Raw genomic sequence first — 14,416 nt, 5'->3', positions numbered from 1 at the left:
GCGTTTTATGTCTTTTCGTAAAGAGTATTTTTACACTATTTGGGGGTAGTTCTATGATACAGGGGTTTTATCGGCTATTGATTGAATTAACGAATGGAAAGTGGACATCAGGTATTCTGAAGCGGTTTGCCCGTTCGAAAATCAGTCGTTTCGCCGTACCATCGTTTGCTAAAATTTATCATTTGAAACAAGAAGAAATGGAAAAGGAGTTGTCCGAATTTCCCACCCTTCACGATTTATTTGTTAGGACGTTGAAAAAGGATGCAAGGAAAATCGATAAAAGTCATGATGGAGTTGTTAGTCCGGTTGATGCCGTGATCGAAGACGTTGGGCTGATAAAAGAAACAAGTGACATCATCGTAAAAGGTAAAAACTATTCCATTGAAGAGATGTTGGGAGAGAGCAGCATTTTAGCAAAATACTTAAATGGTACATATATGATTCTATATTTAAGTCCTAGTCATTATCATCGCATTCATAGTCCTGTTGATGGAATCGTTACAAAGCAATGGACACTTGGAAAAAAATCATATCCCGTCAATAAATTAGGGTTAAAATATGGACGCAGAACACTTGCTAAGAACTATAGAGTCATAACGGAAGTGAAAACGGTATTTGGTCATGTTTCGGTTGTCAAGGTTGGAGCCATGTTTGTTAATTCGATTGAAACTACACATAAGGGATATGAGTTAGTCAAGGGTGAAGAGATGGCCTATTTTAGTTTTGGCTCAACCGTTGTGCTGTTATTTGAAAAGGGAACTTTTCAAATTGATTCAACGATTAAGACTCCTAAAGATATTAGCGTCGGGGAAAAGATAGGCGTTTTGACCAAAATACAATAGCAGGTGCCTGGAGGCTTTTATTGACTTCCTTTTTCGCCAAAAAAAAGAAAGGCCCTTAAAGGGCAGTATGGAAGGTTATGAGGATTTTTTGATTTTATTGAATAATGATCGCCTTTGGATTTCGGACTCAATTAGACCAATAAAATCTGGGCTTAGGTTTAATTCTCTTGCTTTAAAATAGGACTCAATTAATAATTCATCTGACAATTTCCGCACGTCAGAATCCACCTCCGATTTAAATAATTGTTCTTTTTTGGTATAAAGAAACATAAAATGGTATGTTCAAATGGTGTACCCTAAATCTACCAAATTTATTCTTATAGAACAATCGTTCTATTTATCCACAGGTAATAGTGGATAACTTGTTATTAATTTGTTTATAAAGTACCTAAATGTAAATGATTCAAAGGGTATAATGTTAATAAGGTTATCCACAGGGCGGGGAATTGCAGATGTTTGTCGAAAAATATTTTTTTCACATCTTAAAACTTTGAAACAAAGGGTAAAATTGGTATGATGGTACAGAAATAATTGGTCTGACTGCTACCTCTTATAAAAGAGGAATTTTATTTAGAATTTAATGAGGTGTAAGCTTAGTGTTAAAACAATTTTTGCCGAATGAACATGTGAAAAGCATTCTGGATATATCTCCTGAGGAGCTAACATCAAGAGGGATTAAAGGGATTATCACGGATTTGGATAATACGTTAGTGGAATGGGATCGTCCTACTGCAACTCCTCAGTTGATTAAATGGTTTGACGAAATAAAGAAACATAATATACTTGTCACAATTGTTTCTAATAATAATGAGGAAAGAGTCAAGGCTTTTTCTGACCCGCTTAAAATCCCGTTTATTTTCCGGGCAAGAAAGCCGATGGGACCAGCGTTTCACAGGGCAATTTCGCAAATGGGCATTAAGAAGGAAGAGACTGTTGTCATTGGTGATCAATTATTAACGGATGTTCTCGGCGGAAACCGCAGCGGGTTTCATACCATTCTCGTTGTACCTGTTGCCCAAACGGACGGATTTTGGACAAAATTTAATCGCTTTGCGGAACGGAGAATTTTAAATTGGTTTCGAAAAAAAGGGATGCTTCAGTGGGAGGATTAATCTGTGATTGAACAACAATATATATGCATGGGCTGCGGTGTCAAGGTCCAAACCGAAAACCCAGAGGAACTGGGATATGCGCCATCATCCGCTTTGGAAAAAGAAGTGATTATTTGCCAAAGATGTTTTCGTCTGAAGCATTATAATGAGGTTCAGGATGTCAATTTAACCGACGATGATTTTTTAAAAATATTAAATGAAATCGGCAGAACAGACGCCCTTATTGTAATGATTGTTGACATTTTTGATTTTAATGGCAGCTGGCTCCCGGGATTACACCGGTTTGTCGGTCATAACAAGGTCGTCCTAGTCGGAAATAAGGTTGATTTGCTGCCGAAGTCTGTTAAGCATACCAAATTGATAAACTGGATGAAGCAGGAAGCAAAGGAGCTGGGCTTAAGACCTGAAGAGGTCTTCCTCGTCAGTGCAGCAAAAGGGGTAAATGTAAAAGAAACGGCTGCGGCAATTGATGAATTGCGGCAAGGTAAAGATGTCTATGTCGTGGGCTGCACCAACGTTGGAAAGTCTACTTTCATAAACCGAATTATTAAGGAAGTCACCGGCGAGGCGGATGTGATTACCACTTCTCATTTCCCTGGAACGACACTCGACATTATTAAAATCCCGCTAGATGACGAAAAATCCTTAATTGATTCACCTGGGATTATCAATCATCATCAAATGGCCCATTTTGTAGATAAAAAGGACCTAAAAATGATTACCCCTAAAAAGGAAATCAAGCCAAAAGTATTTCAATTAAATGAAGATCAAACATTATTCTTTGGCGGATTGGCCCGATTTGATTATATTAGCGGCGGCAGACGTTCATTTGTTTGTTATGTTTCCAATGAATTGAATATTCACCGGACGAAAACAGAAAATGCGGACGAGCTTTATGAAAAGCATGTTGGGGAAATGCTGACACCGCCGGCTCCTGAACAATTAGCGACATTTCCGGAGCTTGTGAAACAGGAATTTGTTATTAAAGAAGCTAAAACAGATATCGTATTTTCGGGGCTTGGCTGGATTACAGTAAATGAGCCGGGAGCAAAAGTGGCTGCGTACGTTCCGAAAGGTGTTCAAACGTTAATTCGAAAATCTTTAATATAAATATAGAAGCCGTAGAATAGGTGGGGAGATACAAGTGAAAAAGTTATATGCAGTATTAGGTGATCCCATTGGGCATTCGATGTCACCGGTTATGCTAAATGATTTATTTTCTTTTTATCAAATGGATGCTCACTATCTCCCTTTTCAAGTAAAACCTGAGGATTTAGGAGATGCTGTTAAGGGCCTAAGAGCCATTGGGGTTGGCGGGTTTAATGTAACCATTCCACATAAAAGTGCGATTATACCCTTTTTAGATGTAGTGGATGATTTAGCAGCCAGCATTGGTGCAGTCAATACAGTGGTCAATGAGGACGGAAAGCTGATTGGTTATAATACCGATGGTCCCGGTTTTTTAAAAAGTTTAAACCCATATGTACCAAGCGTATCGGGGCAAAGGATCCTGGTAATAGGTGCCGGGGGAGCAGCTAGAGGGATTTACTTTGCCATGGCCCAAGCAAAACCGATGGTTATAGACATCGCAAATCGGACTTTAGAGAGGGCGGTAAAACTTATTGAGGATTGTCCTTATGATAGCTCCTCTAAAGCTTTGTCCTTAAAAGAAGCAAGCGAAAATATTGGGGAATATGATTTAATTATTCAGACGACGATGATTGGGATGTCACCGAAAATCTCGGCACAGCCCTTGAGTTTGGACAAATTAAGGGAACAGTCAATTGTTTGTGATATAATATATAATCCGTTGGAAACGCAGCTTTTGCAAGATGCCGTATCCAAAGGGGCAAGAACCCAAACCGGAGTTGATATGTTTGTCTATCAGGGTGCACTTGCTTTCGAAAAATGGACAGGCATATTCCCTGATGTCGAAAGAATGAGAGAGAATGTGTTGTTACAATTAGGAGGAAAACGATGTTAACAGGTAAACAAAAACGATTTTTACGCGCAAAGGCACACCACTTAGATCCAATCTTTCAAGTGGGGAAGGGCGGCGTAAATGAAAATATGATTAAGCAAATCGCAGATGCGCTAGAAGCTAGGGAACTATTTAAAGTCAGTGTGCTGCAAAACTGCGAAGAAGATAAAACAGTAGTTGCTGAAGAGCTGGCAGCTGGAACGGGTGCTGAAATTGTGCAAATAATTGGCAGCACAATTGTTCTTTATAAAGAGTCTGTTGAAAAGAAAACTATAACACTGCCTTAATCAATGGAGTAAAGGATGGCGAACGCATGAAGAAAGTGGGAATATTAGGAGGAACGTTTGACCCTCCGCATTACGGACATCTTATGATTGCCAATGAAGTTTATTCTGCACTAAATCTTGATGAAATTTGGTTTATGCCCAACCATGAGCCGCCGCATAAGAAAAAATCAGAATCAGTCGAAGATGGGGATCGCCTAAACATGCTAAGGCTCGCAATTGACGGGAATCCTGCCTTTACGATTCAACCAATTGAGCTCGAACGCCAAGGTCCTTCCTATACAGTGGATACAATGAGAATGCTGAAAAGCGAATATGCTGACAACGAGTATTTCTTTATTATCGGGGCAGATATGATTGAATATTTGCCGAAATGGCATAAAATTAATGAACTTGTAAACCTGGTCCACTTTGTAGGAGTCAGGAGACCTTCCTACAGCCATCAAACAGAATACCCTGTCCTGTATGTTGAAGTCCCGGCAATAGATGTTTCATCTAGTATGATTCGGAATCGAATGAAAAGCGGAAAGACCGTTCGATATTTATTACCTGATCAGGTGATTGATTATATAGAGGAGAAGCATTTATATGGAACGTGAAAAGGCGTTGGGACTGGTTAAGAAACAATTGACGGAGCATCGTTATCAGCATACGCTGGGGGTAATGGAAACGGCCATTTCTTTAGCCAAGAGATTTGGTGCAGATGAGAAGAAAGCGGAAATGGCCGCCATCTTTCATGATTACGCGAAATTTCGCCCCAAGGATGAAATGAAAGAAATCATTGTTTCCCAAGGTTTCCCGCAGGACTTGCTCCAATTTAATTCAGAATTATGGCATGCTCCAGCAGGTACCTATCTCGTAGAGAAGGAAGCCGGAATTACTGACCGTGAAGTTTTGGCTGCTATACGCTACCATACTTCTGGGAGACCAGGTATGACGATGCTTGAAAAAGTCATTTATTTAGCGGATTATATCGAACCCGGGAGACATTTCCCAGGTGTAGATGAAGTAAGAGAAATGGCAAAAGGAAATTTAGATCGGGCATTAATAAAAGCGGTACAAAACACGATTTTATTTTTAATGAAAAAAAATCAAACGGTGTACCCAGAGACTTTTTATACTTACAATGACCTTGTTACGAAACTGGAGGATTGATGAATGGAAAATCAGGAACTTTTAAAAATAGCAGTAAAAGCAGCGGATGATAAACGGGCAGAGGACATTCTTGCTCTCGATATGAAGGGTATTTCCTTAATTGCAGATTACTTCATTATCTGCCACGGAAATTCTGATAAACAAGTACAAGCAATTGCACGAGAAATGAAAGAAAAGGCACAAGAACATGGATACGATGTGAAACGTATTGAAGGGTTTGATGAAGCAAGATGGGTGTTAATTGATATGGGGGATGTCGTAGCCCATGTATTCCATCGGGACGAAAGAAGCTACTACAATTTGGAACGGCTATGGGGCGACGCGCCGCTTGAGGATATCCGCAGTGAGCTGAATTCATGAGTTATGAACAGTTTGCCTATTTATATGATGGGCTGATGAAAGATGCCCCATATGATGAATGGGTACAGTTTGTTAAAGAAACTCTTGTTAAATATGACGTCAAACGAAGGGGTCCCCATCTGCGTCTCTTAGATTTAGCATGCGGGACTGGTGAGCTCTCTGTCAGGTTTGCAAAGGAAGGATTCCAAGTAACTGGGATTGACTTGTCAGAGGATATGCTCGCTGTCGCACAGGCAAAGGCGGAAGGGGAAGGTGTCAGGATTCCATTTTTCCAGCAAAGTATGGCTGATTTGGAAGGTCATGGGCAATTTGATGTAATTGGCATTTTTTGTGATTCATTGAACTACCTGCAAACAGAAGAAGAAGTGGTGTCCACTTTTGCTGCAGCCATGGAACATTTGAACGATCATGGGATTTTCATTTTTGATGTCCATTCAATCTATAAAATTACCCAAGTATTCATCAGCCAAACCTTCGCATTAAATGATGAAGATGTATCCTATATTTGGAATAGTTTCCCTGGTGAACATCCAAATAGTGTCGAACATGAACTAAGCTTTTTTGCTTTGGATGAAAAATCAGGGAAGTATGACCGATTTGATGAGCTTCATTTTCAGCGGACCTATCCGGTCCAACAATATGTAAATTGGTTAGAGACAGCAGGTTTTGAAATTCTGGAGGTTGCTGCCGATTTCAAACATACCGGACCGCAGCCACATTCAGAGCGGATCTTTTTTGTCGCTAAAAAATAAAAATAAAAAGATGGCTTCAGATTGTCGAGAAAGTGTATTTTTCTCGGCAATTTTATATTTTTATCGGGATTTGAATGGCCTATTTTTTTCAAAAATGTCCCTGCTAATGGGCCTGTTGATTTCCTCTCCAGGTGCTTCGCTTTCCGCGGGCGGTTCGGTGAGCCTCCTCGGCGCGTTCCGCGCCTGCGGGGTCTCACCTGTCCCGTACTCCCGCAGGAGTCTTCGCACCTTCCGCTCCAATCAACAGGAGATAATCAACTTAAAGAATTGCAACACACCTTTTCCAGCCTGAATAAGTGTGTCGCAATCTTTTTCGTGTTCTGGCAAGCTACAGTAAGAAGAGCCTGTTCACTTGCTTTTTTTACCCCGCAACCGGCAGTAGCGAAGCCCATGCAGCTCTTTGAGTCTGCTAAGCTTCGCTCAATTTTTTCCTTTCAAAATTTATATAGCTCTTTTCCTGATTTTGATAAGCGATTTACTCTTACCTTTTCCTTAAACTCCTCCCATACATGTCGTGTTACAACTTTCACTTTAATTTTTAAACGTGTGCATTGGAATAAAAGTGGACAGCCTTCACATTTTTTCGAATCAGATTTGTATTCTTTAAACACTCTCGGTTTGTTGTCTTGTAGGGTAATTCTTGGGTATTAGGACAAATGTAAAGATCCCGTTCATTGTCAAAGTAAATTTCCAATTAGGGAATAAGCCAGTAGTAGGATGGAATCGACTATGGGCAATAACGCCAAATATATTACGATTAGAAAGTCCTTTAGGATTAGTAAGATAGCCTGAATCTAGAGCAACAGCTTCTACCTTAAAACCAAACCATTGGACCTGACGGTCCAATCGATTCAGGTAAGGAACCGGATCATAAAATTTTAAACTTAAAAACCAATGATAAGCAATGATCATTTTAATTTCTTTTTCTACTTTCCTTTCGGAATGTATGCCAAAGAGATACCCTATGAACATCATTTTAAAAAGAATAAGGGGGATCAGATGGACGGCCGTTATCATCACTATAAAAAGAGAGTACTTTTTCAAAAAGAAATGAAAAGTCTGCATATTTATCAATCAATCGAAGAAGGTGATCATTCGGAACTAATTCATCAATACACTCAAATTCATATTCCTTTGACCAGACTCTTTTGGCTTAAACATTGATTTAACCACTTATCTTATTAAATATTGGTTGAGTTGCTCGTCCTATTAATAACACCTGTTGATTTGCGCGGAAGGCACGAAGACTCCTGCGGGAGTACGGGGCAGTGGGAGACCCCACAGGCGCTTGCGCCGAGGAGGCTCCCCGGCACGCCCGCGGAAAGCGAAGTGCCTGGAGCGCAAATCAACAGACATGTTGAATAGTTGAATTATTAATAATTTAAGTTAATTAACGCGGTGAATTATTAAAGAAATTAAATAAAATAAAGGCTGTCGAGAGTTTCTCGACAGCCCGAAGCCGTCTTTTTTATAAAAAGATGGCTTTTTTTATAAAATGAAAGAAGGATTTTGTCAAATGAAGGCGAATTTATAGATTAGAATATTGTATCTCCACTTTATCAAGATCCTCTTTGAACTTTGCATGTGTTGCTTGAAATAGATGTTCAAATACATCCCCAATTTCATTTTCTAATACTTTAATTCCTTCACCGGTTATACCGCCCTTTACACTTACTTTTTCCTGTAATGACGGTAAGGTATAATGCCCTTGCTTTATTAATTCACCAAGCCCAACAATCATTTCACTCGTAAATATCGTCGCTGCTTCTTTATCAATTTCAGTCTCTTTTACTGCTGCTTCTATGAAACGCTGCAGCAGATAGCTGAAGAAAGCAGGACCGCAGCTAACGATATCAGAGGCAACCCTCGTAATATTTTCTCCAATACAAACTGGTACGGAAATATTCGAAATCAATTGATTAACATTTGTCTTCCAATATTCACTGCAATTTTCTCCATAGGTAACCAAAGAAACTCCTGTTAACGCACGATTGGTGATGCTTGGGATCACCCGGACTGTTGAACAAGATACCTTTTTCTCAATTTGGCTTGTACTGACAGGGCTCGTTATCGAAATAAGACATTTTTCAGGGCCTAAATGTGGGTTAATCTTATCCAAAACCTTAAATATTTCTAACGGTTTTACACATATAAATACCAAATCGGATTGAGCTGCTACTTCTTCTGCATTTGCCCCAACCCTAATTCCCTTATATTTATCTTTAAGCAGAAAGGCTTTTGCTTTCGTTCTGTTTGTAATCATCATTGAAGAAGGGGCAATGGTTTTTCCATCAATCAAAGCTTCAACCAACATTGTCCCCATATTTCCGGTACCGATGATACCTATATTCATTTTCCGACCCTCCTTCGCATGCAATATTCTTTTATAACCATATGAAAACCAGAAGTGAAATATACCTTTAGAAAGGATGGATTCTTTTGAAAGACTGGCTTATTGAGCATAAGTTAACCTTAATTGTAGTTGGTTTTATTGTTTCCGGCGGCTTTTATTTTTTTTATATGTATGATGATTCAGAGCCTGCCCCCATTAATGCCATGATGAACGAAAGCATGCTTCAAGGAGATGTCAAGGAAGCAGAAAATAACCAACAAACAAATCAAGCTGCTGTACTGCCGGAAAAAATCATGGTTGATGTGAAGGGGCAAGTAAAGCTGCCAGGGGTCTATGAATCCACTACAGGTGAACGGGTTATTGATGTGATTAGCCGGGCGGGCGGCTTAACAGATCTGGCAGACCAAACACAAGTGAATTTAGCCGAGCATGTCCAAGATGAAATGGTGATTTACATACCCGCTAAGGGAGAGGCAGGTATCCCTGTTACAAGTACACCTGAAGGAGGTGTCGCGGTATCTGGCGGTGCTGGCCAAAATCAAGGGAAAATAAATATTAATAAAGCGGATGAGAAGGAACTGCAAAACCTTCCTGGTATTGGCCCGGCAAAGGCTGCGGCGATTGTTGAATATCGGAATGTCAGCGGTCCATTTAAAATGGTTGAAGATTTAAAGAGTATCAACGGTATCGGCGATAAAACGTTTGAGAAATTAAAGGATTTAATTGTCGTTAATTAAATTCTTCATTGACCGAAATGGACAAACACCAGTAAACTTAAAAGAAAGTATTTTCTAGGGAGTGGAGAAAAATGGAACGAATTTCTTGGGATCAATATTTTATGGCACAAAGCCATTTACTCGCCCTAAGAAGCACCTGTACACGCTTGACAGTGGGTGCAACGATTGTGAGAGATAAACGGATTATTGCCGGCGGTTACAACGGCTCTATTGCCGGCGGCGATCATTGTATTGATAAAGGCTGTTATGTAATTGATCATCATTGTGTAAGAACGATTCACGCTGAAATGAATGCGCTGCTGCAATGCGCAAAGTTTGGTGTACCAACTGCTGAGGCAGAAATTTATGTTACACATTTCCCTTGTCTGCAATGCTGTAAGGCGATTATCCAGGCAGGAATTCAAACAGTTTATTACGCGGAGGATTATAAAAATCATCCTTACGCAATCGAACTTTTTGAACAAGCAAATGTCAAAGTGGCCAAGGTTGAATTGACGGAATCAGTTATTGATTTCCGCAATATTAACCAATGAACATCGTTTTTAAAGACGCTGGGGGATTCTCCGGCGTCTTCAATAATCTAAAAACTCTTCGACAAATACCACAATTGGAGAAAAAAGATGAATGGAAAATATCTTTATTTCGCTCTTTCTGCATTAATGGGGGTTTTATGTGCACTTATTTCGTATCACACTTTTTTATTATTAATTGGCATTTATCTTTATAGTTTAAAAAAATATAAAAGGTTTGGAAGTACCCAGCTTTTCCAGATTTTCATAGTATTTGTTGCATTCCTCCTCGTGGGAGTGCAGGCTGAAACAAAGAATAAATCAGTCATCCCCGTTACAAGTAAAAACTTTATCATTGAATATTTTGGTGATCCCAAAATTGATGGTAATGTACTACAAGTACCTGCTATCGAAAAGCAATCCAAAGAAAAACTCCTGATCCGTTACGAAATCAAATCAGAAGCGGAAAAAGGGGCATTACAGAATAAAAGTTTTTATCGCGGTTTATGTTCAGTGTCAGGAACCCTGAAAAAACCAGCGATAGCGAAAAATCCAAATGCTTTTGATTACCGCAGGTATTTGTCATTTAAGGGTATTTATTGGATTGCTGAGATTCAGGAAAACCCACTCCAACATTGTTCTCCATTGAAACCCTCTCCGCTCGTGTTGATCAAACAAATTCGTTTTTCCGGTATCCGCTATCTTGAGAATCATTTTCCACCCGAAATTTCCTCCCTTTCGGCCGCTTTAATTTTTGGTGACAGGAGCCTGCTTGATCCTAAATTACTTGGGAATTATCAAAAAACAGGAATCATTCATCTATTAGCCATTTCCGGCCTTCACGTTTCCCTGTTAATTGGAATGGTTTTTTATATTGGGATTCGATTTGGATTGACAAGACAGTTCATGACAAATTTTCTTCTCATGCTGCTCCCCGTTTATGTCATCCTTACAGGCGGTTCGCCCTCAGTTATCCGGGCAGCATTAATGATCTTCTTGGTCCTTTTCACAGTCAAATTTAAAAGCCATATGAAACTTTTACCAATTGATGCCATTAGCTGGGCATTCATTCTCTTTCTATTGATTTCTCCAATGGTGATTTTTGATGCTGGTTTTCAGCTTTCGTTTTCAGTCAGCTTTGCGATCATTCTGTCTGCACGACAAATCCTTACCAAATACCAGCAGAATTGGATACGGATGTTGGTTACATCTGTGACGGCACAGCTGGCAGCATTGCCATTGCTGCTGCATCATTTCTTCGAGGTATCATTAGTCGGTATATTCGCCAATTTGCTATATATTCCTCTCTTTTCATTTGTTTATCTTCCTGGATTATATGCATTGTTTTTTATTCAACTTCTGTTCGCAAAAACCCCGCAAATCTTTATTGACTTTTTCGTAAAAACCATTCATCTTTCGAATCAGCTGATTGAAATTTTAGCTCATTTATCATTTGTCCGTTTTATTCCAGGAAAACCAAATGTGTTCATACTAATCCTCTACATTGTGCTTATTTCGGCTATTTTTATCATTTGGGAAACAGGTACCTATACCAAAAAAGGACTTTATTTGCTTGTATTGACGGCCGTACTGTTTTCTTTTCAACCATGCTGGAACTGGCTGAACCCTAATGGTGAAGTGACCATGATTGATGTCGGGCAGGGAGATAGCATCTTAATCCATCTGCCGCACGGAAAGGGAAATTATCTGATCGATTCAGGAGGAACGGTTAGCTTCGCTGAAGATGAGTGGAGGCAGCGTACCAAGCCTTATGAGGTGGGCCGGGATGTAGTTGTTCCATTCCTAAAAGGACAGGGAATTACCCGGATCGATAAACTAATCCTTACACATGGCGATATGGATCATATTGGCGGGGCTTTAGCCATTATATCTGAACTTGAGGTGAAACAAATTCTGCTGCCTTCCGTAACTGAACCATCCGAAACAGAATTAGCCATTATTCAGGAGGCAATGAAACAAGGTATTCCCGTGAAAAAAGTGAAATCAGGGGATCAATGGAGAAAGGAGGAAAGTGAATTTTATATCCTGTCGCCTAAAGAAAATTTTACTGGGGAGAGGAACAGCGGGTCGATTGCTATTGTCGCCCGTTTAGGGGGAGTCAGCTGGTTTTTTGGCGGTGATTTAGACCAAGAAGGGGAGGAGAAAATAATAAGGGAATTTACGAATATGAAGATTGATGTCCTCAAAGCTGGTCACCATGGAAGTAAGACATCCAGTTCTGAAGCTTTTATTCAGCAATTAAATCCGCGAATTGCCCTTATTTCCGCGGGTGAGAAAAATCGCTTTGGCCATCCCCATCAGGAAGTATTGGAGCGGTTAAAGAAAACAAATACAATCATTTACCGAACAGATCTGCAAGGCGCCATAACCTACCGTTTTTATCATGGGAAAGGAACCTTTTACACCCATTTGCCATAAGATAAAGTAATTCACAGAATAAAAAAAGAACTGCGCAGAAAGCAGCCCTTAGTTTACGCATATGTAAGCTACTCATTTATGAACCGATTAGCTTAACAATTGTTGCGATAATAAACATTGTAGCAAAAAAGCCGAAGGAAACTACAAATCCCATCCCGGAATCAAGCGCATCGTTACGAGTACTTTGCGGATTTTTTTCAAATTCGTTCACAGTCAACCCCTCCTATTTTTCAACTAATAGTATAAGCTATTTTATTGAAAAAATCCAGCATCCCTTTTACTGCTTCCTGTACTGACAAGAGTTGTCAAAATAGCTTGACTTACGCGAGGCTATACTATGTTTACGAATAAACCCCGCCAGGCAAATAAAAGCTCCTAGGGCTATCAATTGCAGGCGTTCATTATAGATCGGGAAGTGGCACTTAATCGATAAGTGCCACTTCCCAATTAATACTTGTCAAATCGTCCAAGCTTCATTACGATAAGATGTGAGGAAATGAAGGGGAGCGCTGGACAAGATGGTAGTAGATATTTGGAGAAAAATTAAAAAAAAGGAAATTGCTCCTATTTATTTATTATATGGAACAGAGGCATTTTTAATCAATGAAACGAAACAATTACTGCTTAGCCATATTTTAAACGAAGACGAAAAGGATTTTAATTTTTCTGCGTATGATTTAGAGGAAACACCTGTTGATGTGGCATTAGAGGATGCCGAAACCTTTCCATTTTTAGGGGAACGGAAAGTTATTTTTCTACATAATCCCGCGTTTTTAACCGCTGAAAAATCGAAAGAAAAAGTCGATCACAATTTAACAAAATTTGAAGCGTATCTAAAAGAGCCTGCTCCATATACGGTAATGGTTATTTCAGCTCCTTATGAAAAATTAGACGAACGAAAAAAGATTACTAAGGAATTGAAAAGGAACGCCGAAATAGTCGAGGCCAAAAAATTATCTGAACATGAATTAAAGAAATGGGTAGCAGAGCGGGCAAAAAGCAGTGGGATTGAATTCGAAGCAATTGCGATTGATCAACTGCTTGCACTGGTGGGCACAAATATGTTTATGATTGCAGGCGAAGTGGACAAATTGTCCTTATATGCTGCTGAGGAAAAACGAGTCAATGCTGCCTTGGTTGACAACCTTGTAGCCAGGTCGCTTGAGCAAAATATTTTTACCCTGATTGAAAAAGTAGTTCAGCGAAGATTAGACGAGGCACTGCGAATTTATTATGATTTGTTAAAGCAAAATGAAGAACCCATTAAGATTTTAGCGTTGCTTGCAGGACAATTTAGGCTGATCTATCAAGTGAAGGAGCTTTCAAGAAGGGGCTATGGACAGCAGCAAATAGCAGGTTACTTGAAAACGCACCCGTTCAGGGTCAAGCTCGCACTTGGGCAAGCTGGTAAATTTAGTGATGAAGAATTATCAAACCTCATGAAGCTTCTTGCTGATGCGGATTATCAAATGAAAACCGGCGGAATGAATAAATCATTATTAATAGAAATGTTATTGTTTCGGATGAAGAAATAAAAAAACGACTCCTTGTAGGAATCGTTTTTTTTTGTTTTCTTATAGCGCATTCGCTTTTTTCATTAGACGGGATTTTTTACGGGCAGCAGCATTTTTGTGGATAAGACCTTTTGCAGCAGCCTTGTCTAATTTACTAGCAGCAGATACTAATGCTTCTTTTGCAGCAGCAGCGTCATTAACTGTAACAGCAGCTTCTACTTTCTTCACAGCTGTACGCATTGCAGATTTAGCAGTTGTATTTTGAGCGTTTTTAGATTCATTTGTTTTCACACGCTTAATAGCAGATTTAATGTTAGGCATTCCATTCACCTCCTACAAAGAATCGAGACTATATGAACTCGACTATACATTCATCAA

Annotated in this window: 16 protein-coding genes and 2 pseudogenes; 13 read left to right on the top strand and 5 right to left on the bottom strand. The window is 39.5% G+C overall.

Annotation, left to right across the window (positions count from 1 at the left end):
* Positions 1-53 precede the first annotated feature (53 nt).
* The gene (locus ACO1D1_RS18235) at positions 54-842 is read left to right on the top strand and encodes a phosphatidylserine decarboxylase (protein ID WP_149871062.1); all 789 of its coding nucleotides are present in this window, start codon (positions 54-56) and stop codon (positions 840-842) included.
* 75 nt (positions 843-917) lie between these two features.
* Here the strand turns inward: ACO1D1_RS18235 and ACO1D1_RS18230 are convergent, their stop codons facing one another.
* Positions 918-1,058, bottom strand: a complete 141-nt coding sequence (locus ACO1D1_RS18230; RefSeq protein WP_149871061.1) for a sporulation histidine kinase inhibitor Sda — start codon at positions 1,056-1,058, stop codon at positions 918-920.
* Between the two features lie 380 nt (positions 1,059-1,438).
* On the opposite strand from ACO1D1_RS18230, the gene ACO1D1_RS18225 reads away from it, so the two are divergent.
* From ACO1D1_RS18225 to ACO1D1_RS18190, 8 genes are read left to right on the top strand one after another with little or no spacing between them, the layout of a single operon-like run.
* On the top strand, positions 1,439-1,954 hold the full coding sequence (locus ACO1D1_RS18225) for a YqeG family HAD IIIA-type phosphatase (protein WP_149871060.1): 516 nt from the start codon (positions 1,439-1,441) through the stop codon (positions 1,952-1,954).
* Positions 1,955-1,981: 27 nt separating this feature from the next.
* Positions 1,982-3,064: a ribosome biogenesis GTPase YqeH gene (yqeH, locus tag ACO1D1_RS18220; RefSeq protein WP_411675503.1), complete on the top strand. Its 1,083-nt coding sequence runs from the start codon at positions 1,982-1,984 to the stop codon at positions 3,062-3,064.
* A 34-nt stretch (positions 3,065-3,098) separates the two neighbouring features.
* Positions 3,099-3,938: a shikimate dehydrogenase gene (gene aroE / locus ACO1D1_RS18215; protein ID WP_149871058.1), complete on the top strand. Its 840-nt coding sequence runs from the start codon at positions 3,099-3,101 to the stop codon at positions 3,936-3,938.
* On the top strand, positions 3,932-4,222 hold the full coding sequence (yhbY, locus tag ACO1D1_RS18210; protein WP_149871057.1) for a ribosome assembly RNA-binding protein YhbY: 291 nt from the start codon (positions 3,932-3,934) through the stop codon (positions 4,220-4,222). The genes aroE and yhbY overlap by 7 nt, the downstream gene beginning before the upstream one ends.
* Positions 4,223-4,248: 26 nt before the next feature.
* On the top strand, positions 4,249-4,818 hold the full coding sequence (locus ACO1D1_RS18205; protein ID WP_149871056.1) for a nicotinate-nucleotide adenylyltransferase: 570 nt from the start codon (positions 4,249-4,251) through the stop codon (positions 4,816-4,818).
* On the top strand, positions 4,808-5,374 hold the full coding sequence (gene yqeK, locus ACO1D1_RS18200) for a bis(5'-nucleosyl)-tetraphosphatase (symmetrical) YqeK (RefSeq protein WP_149871055.1): 567 nt from the start codon (positions 4,808-4,810) through the stop codon (positions 5,372-5,374). The genes ACO1D1_RS18205 and yqeK overlap by 11 nt, the downstream gene beginning before the upstream one ends.
* A 3-nt stretch (positions 5,375-5,377) precedes the next feature.
* Entirely contained in the window at positions 5,378-5,734 is a 357-nt protein-coding gene (gene rsfS, locus ACO1D1_RS18195; RefSeq protein ID WP_149871054.1) for a ribosome silencing factor, read from the top strand.
* Positions 5,731-6,486 (top strand): class I SAM-dependent DNA methyltransferase, encoded by a 756-nt coding sequence (locus tag ACO1D1_RS18190; RefSeq protein ID WP_149871053.1) that lies wholly within the window; start codon positions 5,731-5,733, stop codon positions 6,484-6,486. The genes rsfS and ACO1D1_RS18190 overlap by 4 nt, the downstream gene beginning before the upstream one ends.
* Positions 6,487-6,740: 254 nt before the next feature.
* Here ACO1D1_RS18190 and ACO1D1_RS18185 read toward each other — a convergent pair.
* Together ACO1D1_RS18185 and comER are read right to left on the bottom strand one after the other, a co-directional pair.
* Positions 6,741-7,600: pseudogene (locus ACO1D1_RS18185) on the bottom strand (transposase).
* A gap of 414 nt (positions 7,601-8,014) precedes the next feature.
* On the bottom strand, positions 8,015-8,839 hold the full coding sequence (comER, locus tag ACO1D1_RS18180; protein ID WP_149871052.1) for a late competence protein ComER: 825 nt from the start codon (positions 8,837-8,839) through the stop codon (positions 8,015-8,017).
* Between the two features lie 86 nt (positions 8,840-8,925).
* Between comER and ACO1D1_RS18175 the strand changes: the two genes are divergently transcribed.
* From ACO1D1_RS18175 to ACO1D1_RS18165, 3 genes and pseudogenes are all read left to right on the top strand, one after another.
* Entirely contained in the window at positions 8,926-9,576 is a 651-nt protein-coding gene (locus ACO1D1_RS18175) for a helix-hairpin-helix domain-containing protein (RefSeq protein WP_149871051.1), read from the top strand.
* 71 nt (positions 9,577-9,647) lie between these two features.
* Positions 9,648-10,097, top strand: a pseudogene (locus ACO1D1_RS18170) (ComE operon protein 2); the annotation flags it as partial.
* Positions 10,098-10,196: 99 nt separating this feature from the next.
* Entirely contained in the window at positions 10,197-12,524 is a 2,328-nt protein-coding gene (locus ACO1D1_RS18165) for a DNA internalization-related competence protein ComEC/Rec2 (protein ID WP_149871049.1), read from the top strand.
* A gap of 76 nt (positions 12,525-12,600) precedes the next feature.
* Here the strand turns inward: ACO1D1_RS18165 and ACO1D1_RS18160 are convergent, their stop codons facing one another.
* Positions 12,601-12,735 (bottom strand): YqzM family protein, encoded by a 135-nt coding sequence (locus ACO1D1_RS18160; RefSeq protein WP_149871048.1) that lies wholly within the window; start codon positions 12,733-12,735, stop codon positions 12,601-12,603.
* Positions 12,736-13,042: 307 nt separating this feature from the next.
* Between ACO1D1_RS18160 and holA the strand changes: the two genes are divergently transcribed.
* Complete coding sequence (gene holA / locus ACO1D1_RS18155) at positions 13,043-14,059, top strand: DNA polymerase III subunit delta (RefSeq protein ID WP_423336644.1); 1,017 nt, start codon at positions 13,043-13,045, stop codon at positions 14,057-14,059.
* A gap of 39 nt (positions 14,060-14,098) precedes the next feature.
* Here holA and rpsT read toward each other — a convergent pair whose 3' ends face one another.
* Positions 14,099-14,359, bottom strand: a complete 261-nt coding sequence (gene rpsT, locus ACO1D1_RS18150) for a 30S ribosomal protein S20 (RefSeq protein WP_149871046.1) — start codon at positions 14,357-14,359, stop codon at positions 14,099-14,101.
* Positions 14,360-14,416 lie beyond the last annotated feature (57 nt).

The sequence above is a fragment of the Neobacillus sp. 19 genome (genome assembly GCF_049463095.1).
Taxonomy (GTDB): Bacteria; Bacillota; Bacilli; order Bacillales; family Cytobacillaceae; genus Neobacillus.
Note: the sequence above shows the minus strand (reverse complement) of the source record. Positions and strands in the feature narration are given on the sequence as shown.

Coding starts and splice junctions, on each gene's coding strand:
- rsfS (WP_149871054.1), top strand. CDS start 5,378: ATGGAAAATCAGGAACTTTTAAAAATAGCAGTAAAAGCAGCGGATGAT.
- ACO1D1_RS18235 (WP_149871062.1), top strand. CDS start 54: ATGATACAGGGGTTTTATCGGCTATTGATTGAATTAACGAATGGAAAG.
- ACO1D1_RS18190 (WP_149871053.1), top strand. CDS start 5,731: ATGAGTTATGAACAGTTTGCCTATTTATATGATGGGCTGATGAAAGAT.
- yqeH (WP_411675503.1), top strand. CDS start 1,982: ATGGGCTGCGGTGTCAAGGTCCAAACCGAAAACCCAGAGGAACTGGGA.
- yhbY (WP_149871057.1), top strand. CDS start 3,932: ATGTTAACAGGTAAACAAAAACGATTTTTACGCGCAAAGGCACACCAC.
- ACO1D1_RS18165 (WP_149871049.1), top strand. CDS start 10,197: ATGAATGGAAAATATCTTTATTTCGCTCTTTCTGCATTAATGGGGGTT.
- yqeK (WP_149871055.1), top strand. CDS start 4,808: ATGGAACGTGAAAAGGCGTTGGGACTGGTTAAGAAACAATTGACGGAG.
- holA (WP_423336644.1), top strand. CDS start 13,043: ATGGTAGTAGATATTTGGAGAAAAATTAAAAAAAAGGAAATTGCTCCT.
- comER (WP_149871052.1), bottom strand. CDS start 8,839: ATGAATATAGGTATCATCGGTACCGGAAATATGGGGACAATGTTGGTT.
- ACO1D1_RS18205 (WP_149871056.1), top strand. CDS start 4,249: ATGAAGAAAGTGGGAATATTAGGAGGAACGTTTGACCCTCCGCATTAC.
- rpsT (WP_149871046.1), bottom strand. CDS start 14,359: ATGCCTAACATTAAATCTGCTATTAAGCGTGTGAAAACAAATGAATCT.